Genomic DNA, 23,733 nt, shown 5'->3' on the forward strand with positions numbered 1-23,733 from the left:
ATGGGAAACTATTTTGGTACGGATGGGGTACGAGGCGTAGCAAACGGGAAGTTAAGCCCTGAATTGGTATTTCGATTAGGCCGATTCGGTGGATATGTGTTGACTCGGAATAATCAAGGGACCCGCCCTAAAATCGTAATCGGACGGGATACCCGCATTTCGGGTGAAATGCTTGAAGCGGCACTTGTTGCAGGTTTATTATCGATCGGTGCCGATGTTATACGTGTAGGAGTCATCTCTACGCCAGGCGTGGCGTACTTGACGAAATTAAGGGGAGCGGACGCAGGGGTGATGATTTCCGCTTCTCATAATCCTGTGGAGGATAACGGGATTAAATTTTTTGGAGGCGACGGATTTAAGCTGTCGGATGAAATGGAAGCGGAGATTGAATCGCTCCTTGATACGGATGAGGATCGGATTCCTCGCCCGATTGGTGCCGATGTGGGTGCGGTACAGGATGATCCCGAAGGCGGGCAAGCCTATATCGCTTATTTAAAGTCCACGGTTCATCATCGCTTCGAAGGGCTCAAAGTGGTCGTGGATTGTGCCAATGGGGCGGCTTCGATGCTCGCACCCCAGCTTTTCCGCGAATTGGGTGCGGACACGGTTGTACTGGCCCATCAACCGGACGGGTTGAATATTAACAAAGACTGCGGCTCTACGCATCCTGAAGCGGTTCAACAGGCTGTTTTGGAACATCGGGCCCATTTGGGCCTATCCTTTGACGGGGATGCGGATCGGCTCATTGCCGTCGATGAGAAGGGAACCATCGTTGATGGGGACCACATCCTCTTTATCCTGGCCGGATTCATGAAGAATAATCGTCGACTGAATAATAATACGGTGGTCTCCACGGTGATGAGCAACCTGGGCTTCTATAAGGCGCTGGAGAAAAACGGAGTGAAGGCCAAACAAACCAAAGTCGGGGATCGCTATGTATTGGAGGAAATGGTACAAGGCGGATATAACCTGGGCGGGGAACAGTCAGGTCATATCGTGATGCTGGACTATAATACAACTGGTGACGGCATGCTGTGCGCGATCCAGTTGATGGATGTGATGAAGTCCGTATCCGAGCCTCTAAGCAGGCTTGCCGGGTGCATGACCAAGTACCCGCAGTTGCTGGTGAATGTTCAAGTCGAGGACAAATCGAAGCTGGAAGGGAATCAAAAAATCGAAGAAGCCATCCGATCCGTAGAGAAGAAGATGGGCGGGAGCGGAAGAGTGCTGGTTCGCCCTTCAGGCACGGAATCGATTGTGCGAGTCATGGCAGAGGGTCCGAATGAGCAAGAGCTTGCAAGCTTTGTAGATCTTATTGTCGATGTCGTTAAGGATGAATTGGTATTCAGTCTGGTTTAATCGAACTATAGTGATCAGCCACTTGAATTGACGGAGAAATCGGAACCGCCAATGACGGTGGCTTTTTACTTAACCGTGAGGTGGTAGAATATGAAAAAATGGCTAATCTGTATGTTGATTATAGCCCTAAGCGCAGCTGTCATTGTACCCGCTGTTCTTGCTGCTTCCCAAGTCCAAGTCATCGTGGATGGGCAGCTTGTGGCTTTCCCGGATGAACCTCCGTATGTCGATCGCAAATCCAACCGTACGATGGTACCGGCTAGATTCGTATCCGAAAAACTGGGTGCAAAGATGAAGTGGGATGGAAAATCAAACCAAGTGACTTTCTCGTATAAAGACAAAACGATCGTCTTAACGATAGGTCAAAACCATGCGCAAGTGAATGGTAAGGCGGTAACTTTCGATACGCCGGCGGTGATCAAAAATAACCGTACGATGATTCCGCTTCGTTTTATCAGCGAAATCTTTCAAGCTCAAGTGGAGTGGAATGCGAAACGCAATCAGGCCGTCGTGAAAACATCGAAAATTCCCAAAGGTACGTGGATTTGGGATAGCAGCATCATCGAAAAGGATCAAGATAAAATATTAAGCTTTGCGAGCGATCATGATGTGACGGCCATTTACCTTCAGATTAATAGGGATATTGCGCCTAAGGTGTATAAAGATTTTGTTCGAAGCGCCAACGAAAAGCAGATCAAAGTGGAGGCTCTGGCGGGCCGTCCCGAATGGGGTTTTAAGACGAACCAGGACCAAATTAAGAAATTTATTGAATGGACCCTGCAATACAATGCGTCCGTTGGATCGAAAGAACGCTTTGATGGCCTGCATTTTGATATTGAACCTTATCTCTTAGACGAATGGAAAACAAATAAGAAGATGGTTCTTGAAAATTGGATACATAATTTGAGATTTATAGATGATAAAACCAAAGGAAGCGGCTTGAAGGTCACGTTAGATGTCCCTTATTGGCTTAATAGCGTTAAGGTACCCAATACCGATTATAGCTTTAGCGCATGGTTATTGGAGAAGTTCGACTGCCTGGTGATCATGGATTATCGCAATCATGCATTAGGGAAGAACGGGATCGTCGAAAATGCCATTGCCATGTTGAGAGAAGCATCCATTCTTAACAAGCAAGTGATCGTTGCAGTGGAAACCGCTAAAAACACAGAAAGCGATCGAACTTCGTTTTATTCCAAAAGTGTAGATTTCATGGAACAAGAGCTGCGAACCGCCCATCAAAAACTTTCTCGATATGCCAGTTATGCTGGAATGGCTATTCACGACTACAAAAGTTGGGTCGCAATGGGCGGAAAAGCCAAGTGACCGGGTATGATGAACGTGAATGGATATACGGCTTCTCCAGTCATGGAGAAGTCTTTTTTTATACAGCGGATTCCGTATCGAATGACATATACCTATCCAATGTGCTGAAAAAATGTTATATAAATGAGTAACGCACTTGAGGAGTGAGGCACGATAGTCTCGCTTCACAGCTTCAAAGGAGGTAAGAAGAAGTTGATCCCCATTTCCCAACATGAAATCCCACATGTGCTGCTAAATAAATTAGGTGTTATAAATAAAATCGCATTCCCTCGGCAGGGGTATACCTCTGATGTCGGAATAATTGATTCTGCGAAAGGAACTGTTGTATTAAAAAGAACGAAGGGGAAACCATATAGCGAATGGTTGAGAAGAGAATCGTACATTTTAGAATGTTTGGCCCAAACCCATCTTCGCGTACCTCAAGTCTATCAATTTATGCAGCATGAAGATGATAATGATGATATACAGTCTTGGCTGCTAATGGAATGTTTGAGAGGGGAAACCTTGCGCAGCGTCCTGACCTATGAAAATGATTCGGCGGCGAGGTACAAGATTATTTACGATTTCGGAAGATGTTTAAGGGAACTCCATTCAACGCCATGTCCGGAAGGTCTTAAGCAAAGCGGACTTTGGCTGGATTATATGCTCAAACAAGCGGAGTATAATTTGGAGCATTATGAGGTTGATGGAAATCCGGCATTACTTGAAAAAATAAATACTCAGAAGCCCAAAGATATCGGGCAAACCCTCATTCATGGCGATTTTACCATTGATAATGTCTTAGTGCATGAGGGCCGGATATCAGGAGTTATTGACTGGAGCGGCGGAGCCTACGGAGACCCTCGTTATGATGTATCCTTAGCCATTCGGCCGAAGCCTAATATTTTTCAATCCGTTAAAGACCGCAGCGCTTTCCATGAGGGATATGGCGCAAAGGTCATTTCCAGTGAAGAGTACGACTATTATGTAGAGGGTCTCAACGCTTTCTTCTAATGTAAGCTCGGGGAGGCTACGAACTGTAAAACAGTATGTTCAAGAGGGCGTCCTTAGTCGGATGTTCTTTTTTTTGTGAAATCGCCTGTTGGTCACAAAAAGCAAGCTTATCTGCACCTTGACCCGGTTCGGAATTTATTTGCCTATTTTCCCGTTAACTACTACATCTGTCGTAGTAATTATGTTATACTGCAACTACTACGACAGATGAAGTAGCCGAGGGGGTACCATTCTTGATCAGCAGTGATGTTATACGTGGCTACAATGATACGATGATCCTCTATATGCTGCTGGACGGGGAGTCCTACGGGTACGAGATTTCCAAAAATATTAGGCAGCTGACGCGGGAGAAGTACGTCATGAAGGAGACAACGCTGTATTCCGCCTTCTCCCGGCTGGAGAAGAACGGGTACATTGAATCCTTTTACCAGGATGAGAGCCTCGGCAAGCGGCGCACGTATTACCGGATTACCCCGCTGGGTCTCGCCTATTACAGGGAGAAATGCGAGGAATGGAAGGTTACGCAAGAGGTTGTAAATCAATTTATCAGGGAGTGGTGACAGAGCAGGGAGACGATCATCGTATATCTATGTCTCCTGATTGTGAGAAACGCAAGTTTACTTGTAGAATAGAGAGCGTAGGAGGAATATATGTCCTGGAGCAAATTGAAGCAGCAGCTGGAGAGCTTTCTCAGTCCAGCGTTATATGGAAGGGTCGAATACCGTGCAACCGGCTACCGTTATTTACCTGATAAAGCAGGACTTTGTTATATTGCGGTAGATAAAAAGAATGTGCTCAATATGAGTGATGCAACGACCTTAATCAGATGGTATCAGACGGAGCTGGAAATTAAGAATGATTCAACTATCCAAATTCCTATTCACAATGAAGAAATTGAAGCGGTCAGAAAAGATACCAAGGGGAAGGTTCCGGAGGATCGTCTAAAAGTAATGGCAAGAAGTAGAAAAATATCAGAATATGCAAAGGAGCTTTTGTCAGCACAGTCATCATTAAGTAAATCAAATTTCATCGTTGTAGCTAATAAGTTTTTATCCAGTTCTATAGAGGAAAGCATAGAGAGCAAGGATATCTTATTGAATATTCTAGCTTTGGTGGACAGGCGGGTTGGTAAAAAGCGAATTTTAAACATGACCGAGAAGATGAAGTTAAAGCATCCAATTGTGCAGTATTTTTATGAACTACGGCTTAGTACGTTATAAAAATAAATAACTCACTCATTGAAATATATTAGCGTCTCAGCAGGTGTCAAGAATCGATGAACGAAGAAGCTTGGAGGCCTATGTATAAATAGGACAACCAGAACATGCTGGTTGTCCTATTTGTTATAGATGCACGATTGCAATGAGATCTGTCCGTTCGCGTCTCGTGCTTATTAGGAAGCGTTGGTTACGTGATCCGGCTTCACTTTCCTTACATGAACGCTTTGGCGGCCGTCCACGCTTACCGGCACTTCGCCGTTTATGGTAACCCTGCGCACGACGCGATGCTGATCACCGTAATCGAGGACGCCGTAATGTTGCGTGGCGCGGTTATCCCAGATGGCGACGTCGCCGACGGACCATCTCCATCGCACGGTATTTTCAATTTGCGTGATATGGTTTTGCAAGAGCGAGAACAATTGAGCAGAGTCGACTGAAGAGAGACCGATAATCTTTTTGACGAAATGGCCAAGCACTAACGTACGCTCGCCAGTTTCGGGATGTACCCGGACGAGCGGATGCTCGGCTTCGATCACAGACGATACAAAGCCGCCATCCTGGTAACGGGCAGGGTCCTTGTCGGTCTCCTCCAGATTATGCCGGGCTGCATAGTCAAAATCATTGGTATGGAGCGCCCAGAGACGATCGACTAGGCTGCGCAATTCCGCAGGGAGATTCTGATAGGCGGCCGCCGTGTTCGCCCACACGGTATCTCCGCCTGCCGCCGGAATGACAACGCCGCGCAGGATCGAATATTTCGGATAGGCCACGTCGAATGTGACGTCGGTATGCCAGGAGTTTGTGCCGCCGCCTCTGGAGGAATCAAGCTCCAGCAAGTATTGCGAACCCTTTTTGGAATAGACCGTCGGATGAGGTACCGGCTCTCCCAGAAGGCTGGCAAACGCCTCTTGTCCAGCGTCGTCCAGATGGGATTGAGCACGGAAAAAAACAACTTTGTATTTCAATATAGCTTCGCGAATGATAGCAAGCTCCGATTCCTCCAGATCCGCCGAAAGGCGTACCCCGCTTATTTCCGCACCGATTCTGCCGGCTATGGGATGAATTTCAATGCCCTTGTCCGTATCGTTATACACGTTCTTCTCGCTCATATTGCTTCCTCCTTGTAGGATCACTACGACCCGTGTGATAGTGTGGAACATATTCCTGCAGATTCCGTCTTAATACGGCCGGTCTCCGTGAATGGCGACTCGTTCAGCGACGCGCCGGTGAGGGTAATAGTCCGATGTGGCATAGTGCTGAGTGGCACGATTATCCCAGAAGGCGATGGAGTTCGGCTCCCAATGGAAGCGCACCTGATATTCGGGAGTGAGAAACTGTTGAAACAAAACCTGCAGCAGCTGCTCGCTTTCCTCCGGCTCAAGGCCGATGATGTATGAGGTGAAATCAGAATTGACATATAGCGTTTTACGGCCTGTCTCGGGATGAGTTCGAACGACCGGATGTATGGCTGCCGGAAATTCCTGCTGTTTAACGGCCAATTGCTCCGGCGACAGACGCCGGCCGAAATTATGGGTGAAATCATGAACGGCTTGGAGACCATCGATACGCTCCTTGATTTCATCCGGCAAGTTGTCGTAAGCGGCCGCCGCATCGACCCAGAGCGTATCGCCGCCAAGCGGTGGAACTTCGATCAATCGCAGTACGGCTCCGAACGCAGGCTCGAGCCGCCAAGACACGTCGGAATGCCAGTTGTTTGCCCCGCCCCTCCTTTGCTTGTCGGAGATGAACCGGACGACATCCTGTGTATCGCCTGGAGGGAGAAACGGGTGAGTCTCAAGCTCTCCCCAAAGCCGGGCGAAGTCCTGCTGCTGCTGACTGGTGATCGCTTGATCGCGGAAAAAAATCACTTTCCATTCCAGAAGAGCCCTGTTCAGTTCGTTATGAAGCTCTGGTGAGACAGGCTGACTCAAGTCGACGCCTGCAATTTCTGCCCCGATGATTGGACCGAGCGGTTTAACATTAAACAGCATGTAAGGCTGTTCTTCTTGATTGTCCGGCAGACGACGCAATTGATAGGTGCGATGGATGCCTCGTTCAGGCGTTTGAAGCGGTCTGTCTGTTGCTGGTATTGTGTTGGTCAATTGACAAGCTCCTTTCATACCCAGAATTTTAATTTCAACAGGTATTGGTGTTTCTAGAGAACTAGTCAACACTTGTAAATTCATTATTCCAATTAGAATACTTGGGAATAATGTGGTAAGGTAATCATATGGATGAACAAAGTGATTTGTCAAGAGCCGAAATTCGTGTGCCTAATATTTATTTTTAGGATTGACATGGCGTTTCACTTGTTGTTATGATCATTATCATTAATCCCATGCGATTAATATGAATTAAAGCTCAGGATTGACTGATAGGGCTGTCTACCGGATAACTGGAGACGCAGATGCAACGATAAAGTTGCCTGTGTCTCCTTTTTTTATTTAATTTTTTTAGACAGGAGTGAAATCGAAAGATGTCGGTGACCAAAGAACAGCTGCTTGCCTTGCCACATGCGGAATCTCAAGCACCAATAAGAAGCGAGAAAAAGTCGGCGTGGATATCGATTTGGCGTCAACGCTACTTATATGTCATGCTGCTTCCGGCGATTGTTTATTATGTCTTATTCCACTATTTGCCCCTGTACGGCGCCACGATCGCATTTAAGGATTTCAATATTATGAAAGGGATACTAGGCAGTCCATGGGCAGGTTTCAAGCACTTCGAGTACTTATTCGCCTTGGATAAATTTTGGGAGGTAATCGGAAACACGCTCATCATCAGCTTTTCCAGACTTCTCGTTGGTTTCCCGTTTCCCTTGATTGTCGCGCTGCTCTTAAACGAGGTGAGACTTGCGGTATTCAAGAAGAGCGTGCAGACCATTATCTATCTTCCGCATTTCATCTCGTGGGTCATATTGGGTGGGCTCATGTACAATGTTCTGTCGCTAGATGACGGCGTGATCAACAACTTGATCAAATCGCTTGGCGGCAACCCCATTGGATTCATGACCGATGAGAAGTACTTTCGCTCCACGATGGTGTTTTCGATGGTATGGAAGGAGTTCGGGTGGAATTCCATCATCTTCATGGCTGCATTGGCCGGCGTGAATCCGCAATTGTACGAAGCCGCTACGCTGGACGGGGCTAACCGCTGGCAAAAAATAGTGTCGATCACGCTCCCGTGCATCCGCAATACGATCGCCATCCTGCTGATTCTAAGGCTCGGAAACATTATGGAAGCCGGGTTTGAACAAATATTCGTCTTGTACCATCCGGGCGTTTATTCGGTAGCCGACATCATCGACACGTATGTGTACCGAATCGGTTTGGCGGAAGGCCGTTTTAGTCTTGCTGCCGCGATCGGGCTGTTTAAATCATTGATCAATTTTATATTGCTCGTGATCGCCAATCGAATTACGAGAATGATGGGTGAACAGGGCGTTTATTAGAGAGGAGAATAGCGTGGTGAGACTACTAAGACGGCAAGGACTTACATTCGATGTGATCAACTATTCGTTTCTCGCTTTTCTGGCTTTTATTACGTTGTATCCATTTTGGGATTCGTTTATTGTTTCCATTATCCCGATGGGGGAATATCTAAGTTCGAGTTTACATCTTTATCCCAAAAGCGTGACGTTCGAAGCTTACACTTATTTATTGTCCATGAAGGAGCTGTGGAATTCGTACGGCGTCACTCTGATCATTACAGTCGCAGGCACATTGATCAATATGCTGCTGACGATTATGGCGGCCTATGCGCTCTCCGTGGAGGAATTAAAAGGCCGCAGGATCATGATGTTCTTTATCGTATTTACGATGCTGTTCAGCGGAGGCGTGATTCCTACTTACATCATCATTAAAGATTTGGGCATGATGAACTCGCTGTGGGCGCTCATGATTCCCAGTGCGATCAACACGTACAATCTGATCGTATTGCGAAGCTTCTTTCAATCGATTCCGAGTGAGCTGGAGCAGTCCGCCAAAATAGACGGCTGCAGCGAGATGGGCGTCTTGTTCCGGATCGTAATTCCGTTGTCTCTTCCTGGCATAGCGACGATTACGTTGTTTTACGCGGTTGCCCATTGGAATGAGTTTTTTAACGCCATCTTTTATATTTCGGATAAAAGCCGTTACCCGCTTCAGCTGTTTTTGCGAGGCATGCTGTTCGAGAATGAATCTACTTACTCGGGCGGCGGAGACAGCCCATACCTGTTAGGGCCTGCGATCAAGATGGCTGCGCTGATGGTCGCGACAATTCCGATCCTGCTCATCTATCCGTTCTTCCAAAAACATTTCGCTAAGGGGGCGATGCTGGGCGCTGTGAAGGAATGAGGCTCGAGGGGATAAATCATTTTAGACGATATCGTAACATGGAGGAGTATGTCAGATGAGAAAAAGAAAACAGATTATTTCCACGGTGGTATTCATTTCGATCCTAACGCTGTTGCTGGCCGCTTGCGGAAGCGACAAAGACAAGGAGAATCAGGCGGCACAGAATGGGGAAAAGCAAGCCGCAAATAAAGAAGAGCCCTATGAATTGACCTATTTGACCACCGGCGATCAGGCCGCGAAACCGCTGCAGCCGAATGACCGGATCATCGCAGAAATTAACAAGCGGCTTAACATCAAATTGACCGTGAAAATCGTTCCCGAAGGCTCCATAGATAAAATTAACGCTGCTTTCGCCTCAGGGGATCTTCCGGATGTCGTATCGACCTATTTCCCAAAGAACGCCGTATCTCAATGGATTGATGAAGGGATTATTATCCCTCTGAACGATTACCTCGACGATATGCCTACATTCAAGAAGGATATCGAAGAGCTTGGTTTGCAGTGGACGGCAGTTGACGGCAAATATAACGGCTATCCCTTTGTAAGCGGGATAAACAAATCGAACTATGCGGTGCAATATCGCGGAGACTGGCTTGAGAAGCTGGGGATTAGCCCGCCAGAAACATTGGACGATTTCTACCATGCGCTTAAAGCCGTAGCCAACAAAGATACGTATGGCTTCACGACGAATAAACCGAATGCCGGCGATCAATTTGGCGCATTTAACTTCGTGTTCTTCGCATATGGCCTGCCATACGGCGACTATGCCCTTGACGGCAATGATAATGTCATTCCTATTTTCGAACACCCTGCATTCAAACAGGGCATTGAATATTTGCGGAAGCTGTGGGATGAAAAACTGATCGATCCGGAATTTATGGCCATTGACCGCCCGACTAAAGAGCAAAAGTTCTTTCAAGGCAAAGCCGCATTTATGGACGGCCCTTTATTCAGACACTTGAACCGGATCGAAACCGGCGTTCAGAAGGTAGACCCGGCTGCCAAGCTGGCTTGGATCGCGCCTCCTGCTGGACCGGACGGCAAACGCGGCATGCCGCAAAAACCGAAGGGCGGAATTTTGACGTCCGTCACAACGGCAGCCAAAAATCCGCAGAAGGCAGCCGAGTTCATCGAATTCCTACTTTCGCGCGAAGGCAAGGACCTGCTTGAGCTTGGGATTGAAGGGCTTCACTATACGAAAGACGGCGATACCATCCATTACAAGGAAGACGAACGTGCCAAAGACGGATTTGCCGAGAACGGCTGGGCCCATCCGCTGGCGTGGGGTAACGTAACCTGGCCGATCGACGATGACTATCTGCCGCAAACCGAACCGCAAAGAGAACGTGCGGTGCAATCGGTTGAAGAAGCCTCGCAGTATTTTGTGCCCAATCTAGTGGAAAGAAGAACGGCGGAAGAAATCGAACTCGGATCGACCGTCAACGACATTTATAATCAGTACTTTCTGAATCTTGTCAACGGCAAGCTGGATATCGATAAAGGGATCGCTGAACTGAGCGGGAAGTGGAGGCAGCAAGGCGGAGACAAAATACTGAAGGCCGTTAATGAAGCTTACAAGAACAGCAAGAAATAATGAAAGAGGAGGTCGCAAGGGCTTGAGTTGCGAATCAATAGGCAGCCGTCTTATCCAGAAGAGACATTTCCTTTCCGTGAGCTGGAATGGGAATGTCTCTTTGCCTTGCGACGATAGCGATGAAGGAGGAGCAGCAGCAGATCCTGAGCGGGCTGCCCTTATTTGCAGTAAAATCGGGACAATGCTATATTTTTTATAGCTCATTAAATTATGATATACAAGAAGAGCTAGTGCAGTTGTCGATATGCTTACATCGCATCCATCCCCGATCTAACCGCAGGAAGTAAAATTGCTATACGCATTAATAGAAACCAAGAGCTGCGGGAATATTGGGCTCGTGTTTGAAGGCCTGGACTTTTAGTACAAAACCTCCCAAAGAAGGAAGTGTTACATAATGAATGTCGAAATGGTTATGCAGGAGCTTGAAGCTCTAGGCAAAGAACGAACCAAGAAAATGTACGGATCCAATGGCGCGCACGAACCGCTTTTTGGCGTGGCTACAGGCCATATGAAGCCCATCGCCAAGAAAATTAAAAAAAATCAACCTTTGGCTGAGCAGCTTTACAACACAGGGAACTACGACGCCATGTACTTTGCCGGCGTCATAGCAGACCCAAAAGCAATGACGGAAGCGGATTTTGATCGTTGGATGGATACGGCTTACTTTTATATGCTGTCCGATTATGTGGTTGCCGTAACCTTGGCAGAAACAGATATTGCGCAAGAAGTTGCCGATAAATGGATCGCAAGCGGCGAAGAGCTGCGAATGTCTGCGGGCTGGAGTTGTTACTGCTGGCTTTTGGGTAATCGACCGGACACTGAATTTTCGCAAACCAAGCTTGCCAATATGCTTGAACTTGTCGTCAATACGATTCACGATTCGCCTGAACGAACGAAATACGCCATGAATAATTTTATTTACACAGCAGCGGTATCCTATTTGCCGCTCCATGAGAAGGCGATCGAGACCGCAAAGGCAGTAGGCCCAGTAGAAGTCAATCGGGACAAGAAAAAAAGCAAGTTCCTGAGCGCTTCCGAAAATATTCAAAAGGCAGTAGATAAGGGGCAAATTGGTTTCAAACGCAAATATGTAAGGTGTTAAACAACAGCCTCGCCTCGCGATTTAGCCCTATATAGATGTTGAATCAGTGAAGAGCAAGCAAAGGGATGATCACCTAAGCATTCGAATGCAATGACAAAAAAGGCTGCCAGGCAGCCTTTTTGTCATGTGAGTATTATCTTATATCCCGATAAAAGTAGGATCCGATGTTGATTAACCTTTTACCGAACCGATCATTGCGCCTTTCGCAAAATATTTTTGGATAAAAGGATAAACGATCAAAATTGGAAGTGTCGCAACGACGATCGATGCCATCTTTACCGTATTCTCGGAAACGTTCCGTTGGTAGCCAATCGATATGCCCTGGCTTTGAAGAGCAGTGGATGCGTTGCTTACAATATCTTTTAGAACAGCTTGCAGGGCCCATTTGTTCTTGTCGGTGATATACAGGATCGTGGAGAAAAAATCATTCCAGTAGTAAACAGCCGTGAACAAGCCTATCGTAGCGAGCACCGCTTTCGACAATGGCAAAATAATCCGGAAGAAAATCGTCAGATCGTTTGCGCCGTCAATCTTAGCTGCTTCTTCCAGTTCATCCGGAATGCCCAGAAAAAAGCTCTTCATAACGAGAATATTCCAGGCGCCAATGAGACTCGGGAGAATTAAGGACGCATAGGTGTCAAGCATGCCTAGATCCTTGATAAGTAGATAGCTTGGCACCATGCCGCCGTTAAAAAGCATCGTAAACAGAATGATAAAGGAGAAGAACGTTTTGCCTCTCAGCCTTTTCTTAGAGATGGCGTAAGCAGTTGTGGCTGTAAAAAAGACGGAAAGTATCGTTCCGATTACCGTGACGATCATGGAAACTCTAAAGCCACTTAAGAAAGAAACGTTGCCGATGACTACTTTATACGCAGCCAGGGAAAATCCTCGCGGTACGAAAAACATGCCGCCGCTTGCAGCCAGTGTCGCGTCACTGAGAGAGTACATGGTCAGGTACCAGAACGGGTAGAGCATGGCAATGGTTAGGAGGATCATGAACGTGACATTTAGAGAATGAAACACTTTTTCGCCGAGCGAGGTTTTGATCATAACAGCTCCTCCTTACCACAGGCCTTCATTGCCGGTTTTTTTGACGAACTGGTTTGCAAGAACGATTAGGACAAGGGCGATAACGGATTTGAATATACCCGCCGCAGCACCCAAACTGTAATTGGACTCTAGAATACCTTTCCTATATACGTAGGTGTCAATGACATCGGCTACGTCGTAAACAAGCGGATTATAGAGCAGGAAGATCTGCATGAATCCAGCCTCTAGAATGTTGCCTAAGCTCAGGATGAATAAAATAATGATGACCGGACGAATGGAAGGGAGCGTGACATGCCACATTTGTTTCAAGCGGTTGGCGCCGTCCATTCTGGCAGCCTCATATAGATTCGGATCAACGCCTGCCATTGCGGCCAAGTATATGATCGTGCCCCATCCGATTTCTTTGTAAATATCAGAAAAGACAAGGATCCAGCGGAAATAACTGGATTCGGTCAGGAAACTGACCGGTTTGGCGCCGAACATACCCAGGACATAATTGACGATCCCGTCAACCGGATTCAAGAAGATCGTAATAATGCCTGCAAAAATAACCCATGAAATAAAGTGAGGCAAATAGATAACCGTTTGCGTAAACTTTTTGAACATCCTATTTTTCAATTCATTAAGCAGCAATGACAGAATAATGGCCGCCGGAAAACCTAGCAGCAGCTTCATCGCGCTGATAATGAATGTATTCGCGAAAATTTGCCCGAAATCGGGAGTGCGGAATAAGCGTTCGAATTGTTGCAAGCCTACCCAGGGACTGGCGGAAATTCCGGTGAAAATGTTGAATTCCTTAAAGGCGATAATCAAACCATACATCGGATAATATTTAAAGATTAGGAGAAAAACGATCCCAGGAAGCAGCAATAAGTATAAATATTTATCGCGGATCAAATCTTTTATGAAACGTTGCCGATGGACTAATGCTTTAGGTGCAGAAGCGTGGGATCCCGTGTCCAAATTCAATCCTTGTTGTTTCATAACCGCTCTCCTCTCGTTCGCAAGATATATAGTGTTCTTCCAAAAGAGCTGGTTCCCATCTGAGATGGGAACCAGCTCTCCACCATTTATTTGAAAGGCTCGATTTCTTTTGTATACCACTCTTCGTATGCGGCGAACTCTTCTTTCTGCTCTTTGTACAGCTTGTTGGCTTCTTCTTCAACTTGTTTGCCGCCGAGTTTGTAGTACTGCTCGACAAATTTGTCGAATTCGTCGATGCTCAGTTTGCCGGAGATGATGCCGTAGAACGTTTGGTCTCTCAATTTGGTAAGATCGGCGTTATATTCGATAAAAGCTGGTCTATCAAGCGATTTAAACTCTACAGTCAGATCTCTTAGCGGTTGTGAAGTTATTGCGCGCTTTTTGAACAACTCGTTAACTTCAGGGGTGTTCTTGATGTTCGCTTCGTCTTTGCGGGAAATGTACCAGCCGAAGTTACCGAGGCCGAGTTTATCCGATTCATCAGGCGTCACGAGCGACTTGAACTCACCGTTCTCAATTTTATAATGCTCGCCTTCTTTGCCGAAGTTCACCAGTTTGTATGTTTCAGGATCCGCCATTTGGTTTAGCACGGACATAACGCCCGCAGAGTCTTTCTCTTTGTTGGTGATGGAAAGGTAAGACCATCCGCCGACATCAGAAGGACTATCGGATGAGAAGCCATCCGGTCCTTTAATCGGTTCGATGTACATCAGTTCTGCGCCAGGTGTGTTTGCTTGCAACCCGCGGACGATGTTATTGCCTGGATTGAAGTAGTCAACCCACCGATAAATGGAACCGACTTTCCCTTGCTGCAAAATTTCCTCGAATTTGCTTCCGTCCGTTTGACCAACCAATATCATGCGAGGATCGATCAGGCCTTCTTTGAACATATCCTGCAGAACTTTAAGAGCTTCCTTCGTTTGCGGCAGTACGGAGCCATATTTGACTGTTCCGTCTTCCGTTATCATGAAGCTGTCCGGATTCGTTTTATAAGCGTACAGGATAGGGCCAAAGCTGCGTAATTCGGCTGGGCCGGACAATCCATACGTATCGTCTTCGCCGTTGTCGTCCGGATCATTCTTAGTGAACGCGCGAAGAACATCGGTATACTCCTGCAGGGTAGTAGGCGTTTGCAAATTAAGCTTATCAATCCAATCCTTGCGGAGAATGGTCGTCATTGTTCCTGCTTCAGCGATATCGGCCGGAACGCGGTACATTTTACCGCTCTTATCCCACGAATAGAATAAGTTCTCTTTCGAATAGTAGTCGAGAATGTTTTTACCGTTCTTTTGCAGAAGAGGAACCAGATCCGCAATAATCCCGGATTCAGACCAAGTCTTGTATTCTTTGTTCATATCCCAATACCATAGGATATTCGGCATTGTTTTCTTATCGCTCATAATCAGATTGATTTTTGTCTTTGCCTGATCCCAGCCTGGAAGCATAAGGCTATCAATATCTACATTTCTGTTTAGTTTGGATGACAAATCCTCTTCTAAAGCGCTTTCAACCCATGCCTTAGGAGTTTTCGGCCCAGCCATCAGTGTCATTGTAACTTTGAGTGGGGACGTATCGGCCGCAGCAGGTTGGTCTTTGTTCGTTCCGCTTTCGCCAGCATTGCCATTGTTTCCGGTATTTCCTCCGGAGCATGCAGCAACCGTCAGCATGGCCGCCAGAGTTAAAGTAGTCAGTACCTGTTTCTTCATTTTGTTATGCCTCCTTATGTATTGACAAATAACCTGCTCCAATAGGATGAAGCGCTTTCAATGGGTGCGAGCATAAAGATATTTTACAATTGGTGCAAAATACCAGGTGCAAAACTTACATTTGTGATACTTTTGTAATGAATACGTTTACAATAAGGCGATTATATACTATGTCAATGTAAAATGTAAATAGTGCTTTTTATGGGTTATCCCCCCATTTAGGAGAGGATAGGACTGCGGATATCTTCAAATTCTACTTATTCCGGGATCATATTTACCTTTCCCGTTGACAAAACTGACGGTTTTCATAGTATTATAAGAAATGGCTATTATGGTAAAGGATGAATGTGCTTGTGAAGAAAATAACCACTTCCGATATTTCGAACTATTTGGGTATTTCGCGAAATACGGTTTCGAAAGCGCTTAACAATCATCCTGATATTTCGGATGAGACCAAGCAAAAAATAATCGATCAGGCTATAAAAATGGGCTATAAGAACATCAAGCTTCCTCCTGCAGTTCTCCCGGAGACGGATACCAGCAGAACGAAGAGCATCGCCTTTATTACAAAAAGGGATGTTGGGATTGAAACGTTCTGGATGAATGTGATGAGCGGAGTGGAAGAGCTCATCAGCGGCAACCGCTATGAGATGAAGTTGAGCTTCATCAAGAATGAAGATATCGATTCATTGCTTATCCCACAAATTTTAACCAGCGGAATCGACGGTTTCATTGTAGCGGGCAGTGTGAACAAAACGTATAATGAAAAATTGATGAGCGTATCACTTCCTAAAGTGTTTATTGACATTCATTCGGATTTTTCATTTTCCGAGTTGAATTCTGATATTGTCATGATGGAAAGTGAAGGTAGTATCTATCAGATTACACGTCGCTTGATTCAAGAGGGACATCGAGACATCGGTTTTATCGGGGATCTATCCATAAGAAGCTATATGGAGCGGTGGCTTGGTTTTATTAGGGCTCATTACGAAACCGGTTTGATGATTAATCCGGATTATTGCATCACATCCAATGATCCAAGGAATTATCAATATTATGAAGATGTGGCGGAGCGGCTCGGCGCGCTGAAGCAATTTCCATCTGCATTCGTTTGCGCCAATGACGTCACCGCAATTATCGTTATCAGATATTTCAGAAATGCAGGCATGTCCATTCCAAGTGATATCGCCGTATCCGGCTTTGACAGTATCAAAGAAATCGAGTTTCTTGATTTTTCACTGACTACGGTGATCAATGATGAATTCCGGCTAGGACTGCGTGCTGCGGAACAATTGTTGACACGAATGCGCGAACCGAATCGCCTTCCGGAAATCATCCGTCTTCCCACCAAAGTGTTGTTTGGAGAGAGTACAACAAGGCCTGCTCCTGCAAAACTGTAACCAAACAAAACCGCTGTCTAACGCATTTGTAACAGGAAGTGACGTTTTGTGAATTTATGTAACCCGATGATACTATTGAGAGAATGAATAATCTTTGGGGGAGGCAGTATAGGAGTTCGTTTATAATTGTTCTTAATAAAAGAAAGTCATCAGGCACCTGCTGATGACTTTCTTTTATTAATTTACATACAAGTAAGCACCAAATACTTCCCACCCATAGCCGCCATATCATACGTTTCGAGCACGGTCGCCACATTTCGGATGCTCTTTTTCGCATGTCTAGGTAAGCAGAGTAGTCGTTAAATTTCTCGTCCGACATGCATGCCCGTTCTATACATTTTTTCTGCTTCAATAGGACTTTCTTTTGCCGTCACATGGTACGGAATTACCCGGCACACTTGAACCGGACCGCCAAATACAGCCGACCGATACTTGTCAACATGCTGCTTTGACAAGGGGCGGTTATAATAGCCGGGTACATATTTATTGATCATTTCCTGAAGTACATGGGTGGCTTCATCCAATTCTGTGATCGGCTCAGCTTGTCCAAATATCATTACGCTCATATAAGCCGTATCCGTTTTGGCAGGTACCGGATCCGTGATGGTTCCGTATTCCTCACATACCGTAAAACATACTTCTGGATTTTCACTCATGACCTGATTACGTCTTCCATCTCCCGCTCCGTGAAAATAGAGCTTCCCTTCCGTCCATACATAATTAAGAGGTACAACATAGGGCAGATTCCCATCAACCAACCCAAGATATCCAATTCTCGCTTGGTGAAGGAAACTTTCGATTTTCTCTTGATCCTGGCATTCCCGGATTTTGTAACGAACTGAATCCATTTTAAAATTTCTCCTTTCACAAATAAGATATTAATCCATCCCACTTGAAGTGTCATAATACCGATATTCTACTAGAGTGCGGTAACGACCATATTGCAAATCTCAACGTTATTACGGTAGTATAGCAGTGAATGGAGTGTTCATAAACATCCAAAGTTCACGATTATAAGCAATCCATAATTAGTATTTTTTGATTTGAGCTTCTATTTGGGGGTGTGCACGATGTTGAAAGTAAACCGGAATGATCACAGACCGATCTGGAAGCAATTGCTTGATCAAGCCATTCATAATATTACAAGCGGAATCTGGCCCCCAGGAGAGTTGCTGATTCCGTCCCGCGAACTCGCTCACCTGGCAGGTGTCTCTCGCTCAACGATACAGATCGTCTATGAGGAATTGCTAAGTCGAGGCTATACGGTTACATCTCGCCGAGGAGGAACGCGAGTTAGTCAATGGAAGCAAGTCACTGGGTCAACGAAGGAAATAATAGCAGATGGTCCCATCCCCCCAACACTTCCCTTGTTGAACTCGGCGATCGATCAATTACATGACTGGTTCAGAGGCAAAGAACATCGAGAAGTGGATATTGATTATAGTCCCCATGAACCCTATTTGGATGGACAATTTCAAAAAAACTGGCGACAATCGCTTCTACACGCATCCGCTGCAATGGATTTATCAAGCTGGGCTTACGGTAATCCCTATGGTTTCACACCATTACGTGAGCAAATTCAGCGTTATTTATCACTAGAACGAGGAATCCATATCCAAACCGATCAGATTCTGTTGACTTCAGGATCTCAGCATAGCATTGACTTAATCGCACAGTTGCTTTTATCTGAGGGGGACACTGTCTCTGTAGAAGATCCCGGTTATCCAGCTGCCTGGATGGCGATGAAATATCGGCGTATGAATGTGGTGCCCGTTCCCGTTGATGAGTATGGTCTTATGGTTGAGCGTATTCATCCACAATCCAAACTGATCTTTGTGACCCCTTCGCACCAGTGCGCGACAGGGGTCGTTATGTCGGAGCCGCGTAGGCAACAATTGCTGCATAAGGCCGTTCAAGAACAATTCTGGATCATTGAGGACGATTATGATAGTGAATTTCGATATCGTGGGGAACCGCTTCCAACGCTGTTTAGCCAGGCATCTAATAATACCTTGTACCTCATGAGTTTTTCTAAAATGATTGCTCCTGGCATTCGTATTTCGGCTATCGTTGGATCTGTCGAGGCAATTGCTCAACTAGCCAGGGTACAGGAGCTGACTTACCGTCATCTTCCGATTATGGATCAGCTAACATTAACCCACTTCATCAAGAATGGGCATTTTATGCGCCATATGAGAAGAGTCAGAAATGTGTACCGACGAAGGCACGAAGCCATGACAAAGGCTATTATGGCTAGCGGTATAGGGGAGCGTTTCACACTAAGTGGAGTAGAAACGGGATTGCATATGTTCCTTGAAGCTGAAGAGTCATACGACGAAGAAACCGTGACAAAGTTAGCCCTTCAAAAGGGAATTCGAGTGTACCCTCTTGGACCCTATTGTTTGGAAAGCAAACGAAAGGGATGGGTGTTGGGGTTTGCAAAAGTAGATGAAGCATCGATTGAGCAGGGGATTCATCGTCTTGCGGAGTTGATCTTATAGGGTTATCTCTGTAAGCAAATTAGTATGAAATAATTTATGGAACGGGTACGGCGCGGCACCGTGCAAGCCCCCTCCCTACTGCCGAATGCTGCGGGGAGGGAGGGGCTTCGCTGCAAAATCGGCCTCTAGGCTAGTTATCATTCTTCCATCGAACCGAAAAAAGCACACCCTCCCCGGTATTGGACAGGCTGTATTCCGACTGATGGATATTCAGTATGGTATTGACGATATACAGCCCCAGGCCGCTGCCTCCGGTCGTGCGGCTCCGGGATCTCTCAATGCGGTAGAACGGCTTGAACAGCTTGGGAATTTCGCTTGGCTCTATATACGCCCCGGTGTTCAGCACGCTTAAGCGCACATGTCCCGCATCGGCATGCAGGACGATCCGGATTTGCTCGCCGCTCCGCGTATAGTAGACCGCATTGCTCATCACATTGGAGACGGCCTTGGACAGCAGACGTGTGTCTCCTGTCACCCATAGGCCCTCTGCGAGGTCGGCCTCCAGCCTAATGCCGTTCAGCTCGCATACGTACTGAATCTGCTCGGCTGCTTCCCGAATGAGCGCGGACACATTCACAGCGGCCATGCTCGGCTGAAAGTGATGGTTCTCCAGCCGCGAGATATCCAGAATTTCGTAGACCAGCTTCTCCATCTCTTTCAGAATGTGATGGGATTGCGCCAGATATTTGTCCCGATCCCGATAAGGCCCGACATTGTGCAGCATCGCCTCAAGCTGTCCAGATACGGCTGTAATAGGTGTTTTCAACTCATGGGAGATCATGGCCATAAATTCCCGCCGCAACGCCTCCTCTTCCTCCTTCCGCTGAATATCATCTTTCAGCTGCGCATTGGCTTCGGTAAGCTCCTGCATGGCATGCTGCAAATTCATGGAAAGCTCGTTCAGAGAGCGGGAAATATCGCCGATCTCATCTCGGGAATCATGTCGGGAGCGCTCCGAGAAATCCAGTTGGGCCAGTCGCTTGGCTACTTGGCTGATGCCGATCAGCGGACGGGCGATCAAGCGCGTGTACACAAGCGCCCCCAGTACGGCAATCACCAGAATCATAAGCGCCATATGCGGGAGGAGCCGCAGGAGCATTCGCGTCGCTTCATCAATCGGCTGCAGGGAAGCCAGCACAGACAACGTATAACCGCTAGATTCGTATCCGGGCAAGGGGAGATTCGTACGGGAAATCATCTTCGGCGCTTCAGTCAACTCCGGAGTAGAAATGATGATGGTGGAATCAAAGCCATCCTTTTCCGTGGCCGTTTCAAATTCCACACGCGGAAAGGAAGGCCATATGGGGAAGGCAGGGTACACCCATTTGCCCGAGCTGTCTTGCACGGACAGGGAGGCATTGTAACGCAAGGAGAATTCATCCAGCCGCTTAACGGCTTCTGTCCAGTCTTCTTGCGGGAAGGTCTCCAGCAAGCGAGTGATGCCCTTATCCAAGTCGGCGGATTTGTTCTGCAAATAAAAGGACGGCAAAATAAAATACAAGGTTACATACAACAATAGCGCAAAAGCAACCAGGACGAGACTGGTCAGCACAAAAATTTTAAAAGCTATGCTTCTATGCTTGCTCATGCCAGCCGTCCTTCCATTAAATAGCCGATGCCTTTAATCGTTTCAATGCATGAGATCCCCATTTTTTTGCGAATGTTTTTGATATGGGCGTCGACCAGCCGCGTATCGCCGAAAAAGTCGTATCCCCATACGCGATCCAGTATCATCTCGCGGGTAATGGTTCTCCCTGCATTTTCAATCAGATAGGCAACAATAGAGAACTCCCGAACGGTCAGTTCAACGGGCGCGTCATCAACAAAGGCCTTATAGCTGTCGCAGTCCAGACGAATGCGGCCATACAGCAATTCCCTCGGTTTCGATTCCGGGCGCGATCTTCGCAAGACCGCCTCGACCCGCTTGACAAGCACATTGAAGGAGAACGGCTTGGCAATATAATCATCGGCCAGAAGCTCGAAGGCCTGCAATTGATCCTTCTCCTCGCTTAAGGCGGTCATCATAATAATCGGCGTCTTACACTGGTTGCGAATCATTCGGCAGATGGAGTATCCATCCATATTCGGCAGCATAACATCCAACAGCACAAGATCGAATGTCCTCTCGGCAAACTTCCGATATCCCTCGGCTCCGTCGCTGGCGACGTCCACATCGTACCCCTGCGCTTTCAGATATTCCGCGATCAACTCCTGAATATAGCGGTCGTCTTCAACGATCAATATGGCTTCAGACATAAGGCACCTTCTTTAATTGGCGATTTTCTTTACCAGATCATACCACGTCGATATGAATTCTATATGAAAATGGAGCCGGACAACCATCTTCTTGTGAATTTCAAACGGTTTTCATACGAATTTCACACGACCGCCGTATGATGGGTTCCGAAGGGGGATGCCCATGAGGAACATAGTGAAAACGAGATTAAATCGCGAGACGAACATCGCCCTGTTATTTCTGGCACCCAGTCTGGCGGGATTTGCCCTGTTCTATTTGCTGCCGTTTGGCGCCGGGTTTTATTATTCCCTGATGGACAGTCCCACGCAAGGTTCGTTTGTCGGCCTGGCCAACTACAGGGAGCTGTTACAGAGCGATTCCTTCCGCCTTGCCGCACAGAACAGCGGTCTGTTCACCTTAATGGGCGTACCGCTCGTAATGGCGATCTCACTGGCGCTGGCGATGATGCTGGGTCGCGCATTGCCGCTGCGCAATTGGCTCAGGGCCGCGTATGTCATGCCGCTTGTCGTGCCGGTGGCTTCGATTGTTCTGGTATGGCAGCTGTTGTTCGATCGCTCCGGTGCAGTCAATGCGCTCTGGACGCTATGGGGAAGCGCGGCCGCAGACTGGATGAACTCGCCTTGGGCCCGCGTCGTTGTGCTGCTGGTCTATCTGTGGAAGACGATTGGCTATAACATGATCCTGTTTCTGGCCGGATTGCAGAACATTCCGAAGGACTACTACGAGGCGGCCGGTCTGGATGGCGCCGGGCCGCTCCGGCAATTGTTCTCCATTACACTGGTTTGTCTGACGCCAACGACGTTTTTTGTTGCGATCATGTCGATCATCAGTTCATTCAAGGTGTTTCGGGAGACGTATCTGATTGCGGGGGATTATCCGCATGAAAGCATCTATTTTCTCCAGCATTACATGAATAACATGTTCCAGGCTTTGGATTACCAGAAGCTTACCTCCGCGTCCTTCCTGATGGCTGCGGCGATTATCCTTGTGGTGATGATCCTGTTCCGTTTCGAACGGAAATTTCACGATAGCGTGTCGTAATGGAGGGACGCATGAAGGAAACGTTGAAAACAGGCGCGCGCTTCTCCGTTCTGCTCATCCTGGCATTGATCATGCTGTTTCCGCTTGTGCTTACGGTCAGCAATTCCTTTATGACAGAAGCCGAAATCCGGTTTAATTACAGCATGGAAGAAACAGATGCCGGTTATGTCAATCTGAAATGGATTCCCGACCGGGTCAGTCTGGAGCAGTACAGGTCGCTGTTGTTTGAACGCATGCAGTTTTTGATCATGTTCTGGAATTCCTTGCTGCTGGTGGTGCCTATTGTGGCGGGACAAGCCGTCGTGGCGACCATGGCGGCATTCGGGCTGTCGCAATTTCAATTTCGCGGCAGAGAAACGTTGTTTTTCCTTTACATCATAACGATGCTGATGCCTTTTCAAGTGACGTTGGTGCCGAATTATTTGGCCATGGACTGGCTTGGCTTGCTGGACAGCCGCGCGGCGATTATTCTTCCGGGCATCTTCTCGGCCTTCGGCGTCTTCCTGATCCGGCAGTTCATGATCGGAATTCCCCGCTCCTATGTGGAGGCCGCGAAAATCGACGGCGCCGGTTACGTGACCATCTTCGTGCAGATCATTGTCGCCATGTCTCGTCCCGGCATTGCCGCCCTGGTCATTCTGGCGTTCGTTGATTATTGGAATATGGTGGAGCAGCCGCTGATCTTCTTGCATGACGCGTTCAAGCAGCCGTTGTCCATCTATTTGTCCCGAATTAATGAAGGGGAGCTCGGGCTGGCATTTGCCGCAGCTGTGTTGTATATGCTCCCGATGGTGTTCGTCTTCTTGTATGCAGAGAACGATTTGATTGAAGGCATTCAGTTATCGGGTGTGAAAGGGTAGAAAGGC

Annotated in this window: 21 protein-coding genes; 13 read left to right on the top strand and 8 right to left on the bottom strand. The window is 47.1% G+C overall.

Annotated features, from left to right (window positions below; translation table 11 throughout):
- From glmM to L1F29_RS13880, 5 genes are all read left to right on the top strand, one after another.
- Positions 1–1,359 (top strand): phosphoglucosamine mutase, encoded by a 1,359-nt coding sequence (glmM, locus tag L1F29_RS13860; protein WP_258388887.1) that lies wholly within the window; start codon positions 1–3, stop codon positions 1,357–1,359.
- A gap of 90 nt (positions 1,360–1,449) precedes the next feature.
- Positions 1,450–2,685, top strand: coding sequence for a copper amine oxidase N-terminal domain-containing protein (locus L1F29_RS13865; protein ID WP_258388888.1), 1,236 nt, complete (start codon positions 1,450–1,452; stop codon positions 2,683–2,685).
- Positions 2,686–2,877: 192 nt separating this feature from the next.
- On the top strand, positions 2,878–3,678 hold the full coding sequence (locus tag L1F29_RS13870; protein WP_258388889.1) for a phosphotransferase family protein: 801 nt from the start codon (positions 2,878–2,880) through the stop codon (positions 3,676–3,678).
- Between the two features lie 233 nt (positions 3,679–3,911).
- Entirely contained in the window at positions 3,912–4,238 is a 327-nt protein-coding gene (locus L1F29_RS13875) for a PadR family transcriptional regulator (protein ID WP_258388890.1), read from the top strand.
- 90 nt (positions 4,239–4,328) lie between these two features.
- Entirely contained in the window at positions 4,329–4,898 is a 570-nt protein-coding gene (locus L1F29_RS13880) for an SF0329 family protein (RefSeq protein WP_258388891.1), read from the top strand.
- A gap of 173 nt (positions 4,899–5,071) precedes the next feature.
- Here L1F29_RS13880 and L1F29_RS13885 read toward each other — a convergent pair whose 3' ends face one another.
- Positions 5,072–6,007, bottom strand: coding sequence for a TauD/TfdA dioxygenase family protein (locus L1F29_RS13885; protein WP_258388892.1), 936 nt, complete (start codon positions 6,005–6,007; stop codon positions 5,072–5,074).
- 69 nt (positions 6,008–6,076) lie between these two features.
- A complete protein-coding gene (locus L1F29_RS13890) occupies positions 6,077–6,988 on the bottom strand; it encodes a TauD/TfdA dioxygenase family protein (RefSeq protein ID WP_258389686.1) in 912 nt (303 codons plus the stop codon).
- A 386-nt stretch (positions 6,989–7,374) separates the two neighbouring features.
- Between L1F29_RS13890 and L1F29_RS13895 the strand changes: the two genes are divergently transcribed.
- From L1F29_RS13895 to L1F29_RS13910, 4 genes are all read left to right on the top strand, one after another.
- A complete protein-coding gene (locus tag L1F29_RS13895) occupies positions 7,375–8,349 on the top strand; it encodes an ABC transporter permease (protein WP_258388893.1) in 975 nt (324 codons plus the stop codon).
- Between the two features lie 16 nt (positions 8,350–8,365).
- A complete protein-coding gene (locus L1F29_RS13900; protein ID WP_258388894.1) occupies positions 8,366–9,232 on the top strand; it encodes a carbohydrate ABC transporter permease in 867 nt (288 codons plus the stop codon).
- A gap of 55 nt (positions 9,233–9,287) precedes the next feature.
- Positions 9,288–10,826, top strand: coding sequence for an extracellular solute-binding protein (locus L1F29_RS13905; protein WP_258388895.1), 1,539 nt, complete (start codon positions 9,288–9,290; stop codon positions 10,824–10,826).
- Positions 10,827–11,220: 394 nt separating this feature from the next.
- Positions 11,221–11,928: a DNA alkylation repair protein gene (locus tag L1F29_RS13910; protein ID WP_258388896.1), complete on the top strand. Its 708-nt coding sequence runs from the start codon at positions 11,221–11,223 to the stop codon at positions 11,926–11,928.
- 171 nt (positions 11,929–12,099) lie between these two features.
- Here L1F29_RS13910 and L1F29_RS13915 read toward each other — a convergent pair whose 3' ends face one another.
- The 3 genes from L1F29_RS13915 to L1F29_RS13925 all read right to left on the bottom strand — a co-directional run bounded on the left by L1F29_RS13915 (position 12,100) and on the right by L1F29_RS13925 (position 15,668).
- Positions 12,100–12,978 carry a carbohydrate ABC transporter permease gene (locus L1F29_RS13915; RefSeq protein WP_258388897.1) on the bottom strand — a complete coding sequence of 293 codons (879 nt, stop codon included), beginning with the start codon at positions 12,976–12,978 and terminating at the stop codon, positions 12,100–12,102.
- Positions 12,979–12,990: 12 nt separating this feature from the next.
- Positions 12,991–13,962 carry an ABC transporter permease gene (locus L1F29_RS13920; protein WP_258388898.1) on the bottom strand — a complete coding sequence of 324 codons (972 nt, stop codon included), beginning with the start codon at positions 13,960–13,962 and terminating at the stop codon, positions 12,991–12,993.
- 86 nt (positions 13,963–14,048) lie between these two features.
- Positions 14,049–15,668: a type 2 periplasmic-binding domain-containing protein gene (locus L1F29_RS13925; RefSeq protein WP_258388899.1), complete on the bottom strand. Its 1,620-nt coding sequence runs from the start codon at positions 15,666–15,668 to the stop codon at positions 14,049–14,051.
- Between the two features lie 353 nt (positions 15,669–16,021).
- Here L1F29_RS13925 and L1F29_RS13930 point away from each other — a divergent pair, with 353 nt between their 5' ends.
- Positions 16,022–17,068, top strand: a complete 1,047-nt coding sequence (locus L1F29_RS13930) for a LacI family DNA-binding transcriptional regulator (protein WP_258388900.1) — start codon at positions 16,022–16,024, stop codon at positions 17,066–17,068.
- A gap of 299 nt (positions 17,069–17,367) precedes the next feature.
- On the opposite strand, the gene L1F29_RS13935 is transcribed toward L1F29_RS13930, so the two are convergent.
- Positions 17,368–17,916, bottom strand: coding sequence for a pyridoxamine 5'-phosphate oxidase family protein (locus tag L1F29_RS13935; protein WP_258388901.1), 549 nt, complete (start codon positions 17,914–17,916; stop codon positions 17,368–17,370).
- Between the two features lie 222 nt (positions 17,917–18,138).
- On the opposite strand from L1F29_RS13935, the gene pdxR reads away from it, so the two are divergent.
- Positions 18,139–19,569, top strand: coding sequence for a MocR-like pyridoxine biosynthesis transcription factor PdxR (pdxR, locus tag L1F29_RS13940; RefSeq protein ID WP_258388902.1), 1,431 nt, complete (start codon positions 18,139–18,141; stop codon positions 19,567–19,569).
- Between the two features lie 130 nt (positions 19,570–19,699).
- On the opposite strand, the gene L1F29_RS13945 is transcribed toward pdxR, so the two are convergent.
- Complete coding sequence (locus L1F29_RS13945) at positions 19,700–21,157, bottom strand: sensor histidine kinase (protein ID WP_258388903.1); 1,458 nt, start codon at positions 21,155–21,157, stop codon at positions 19,700–19,702.
- Positions 21,154–21,825, bottom strand: a complete 672-nt coding sequence (locus L1F29_RS13950) for a response regulator transcription factor (protein WP_258388904.1) — start codon at positions 21,823–21,825, stop codon at positions 21,154–21,156. Before L1F29_RS13950 ends, L1F29_RS13945 begins: the two co-directional genes overlap by 4 nt.
- A gap of 163 nt (positions 21,826–21,988) precedes the next feature.
- Here L1F29_RS13950 and L1F29_RS13955 point away from each other — a divergent pair, with 163 nt between their 5' ends.
- Positions 21,989–22,867: a carbohydrate ABC transporter permease gene (locus L1F29_RS13955; protein WP_258388905.1), complete on the top strand. Its 879-nt coding sequence runs from the start codon at positions 21,989–21,991 to the stop codon at positions 22,865–22,867.
- An 11-nt stretch (positions 22,868–22,878) separates the two neighbouring features.
- Positions 22,879–23,727, top strand: coding sequence for a carbohydrate ABC transporter permease (locus L1F29_RS13960; protein WP_258388906.1), 849 nt, complete (start codon positions 22,879–22,881; stop codon positions 23,725–23,727).
- The last annotated feature ends 6 nt before the right edge of the window (positions 23,728–23,733 follow it).

Source organism: Paenibacillus spongiae (genome assembly GCF_024734895.1).
Lineage (GTDB): Bacteria > Bacillota > Bacilli > Paenibacillales > Paenibacillaceae > Paenibacillus_Z > Paenibacillus_Z spongiae.

Coding starts and splice junctions, on each gene's coding strand:
- L1F29_RS13885 (WP_258388892.1), bottom strand. CDS start 6,007: ATGAGCGAGAAGAACGTGTATAACGATACGGACAAGGGCATTGAAATT.
- L1F29_RS13945 (WP_258388903.1), bottom strand. CDS start 21,157: ATGAGCAAGCATAGAAGCATAGCTTTTAAAATTTTTGTGCTGACCAGT.
- L1F29_RS13925 (WP_258388899.1), bottom strand. CDS start 15,668: ATGAAGAAACAGGTACTGACTACTTTAACTCTGGCGGCCATGCTGACG.
- L1F29_RS13950 (WP_258388904.1), bottom strand. CDS start 21,825: ATGTCTGAAGCCATATTGATCGTTGAAGACGACCGCTATATTCAGGAG.
- L1F29_RS13920 (WP_258388898.1), bottom strand. CDS start 13,962: ATGAAACAACAAGGATTGAATTTGGACACGGGATCCCACGCTTCTGCA.
- L1F29_RS13915 (WP_258388897.1), bottom strand. CDS start 12,978: ATGATCAAAACCTCGCTCGGCGAAAAAGTGTTTCATTCTCTAAATGTC.
- pdxR (WP_258388902.1), top strand. CDS start 18,139: ATGTTGAAAGTAAACCGGAATGATCACAGACCGATCTGGAAGCAATTG.
- L1F29_RS13955 (WP_258388905.1), top strand. CDS start 21,989: ATGAGGAACATAGTGAAAACGAGATTAAATCGCGAGACGAACATCGCC.
- L1F29_RS13935 (WP_258388901.1), bottom strand. CDS start 17,916: ATGGATTCAGTTCGTTACAAAATCCGGGAATGCCAGGATCAAGAGAAA.
- L1F29_RS13910 (WP_258388896.1), top strand. CDS start 11,221: ATGAATGTCGAAATGGTTATGCAGGAGCTTGAAGCTCTAGGCAAAGAA.
- L1F29_RS13880 (WP_258388891.1), top strand. CDS start 4,329: ATGTCCTGGAGCAAATTGAAGCAGCAGCTGGAGAGCTTTCTCAGTCCA.
- L1F29_RS13865 (WP_258388888.1), top strand. CDS start 1,450: ATGAAAAAATGGCTAATCTGTATGTTGATTATAGCCCTAAGCGCAGCT.
- L1F29_RS13960 (WP_258388906.1), top strand. CDS start 22,879: ATGAAGGAAACGTTGAAAACAGGCGCGCGCTTCTCCGTTCTGCTCATC.
- glmM (WP_258388887.1), top strand. CDS start 1: ATGGGAAACTATTTTGGTACGGATGGGGTACGAGGCGTAGCAAACGGG.
- L1F29_RS13895 (WP_258388893.1), top strand. CDS start 7,375: ATGTCGGTGACCAAAGAACAGCTGCTTGCCTTGCCACATGCGGAATCT.
- L1F29_RS13905 (WP_258388895.1), top strand. CDS start 9,288: ATGAGAAAAAGAAAACAGATTATTTCCACGGTGGTATTCATTTCGATC.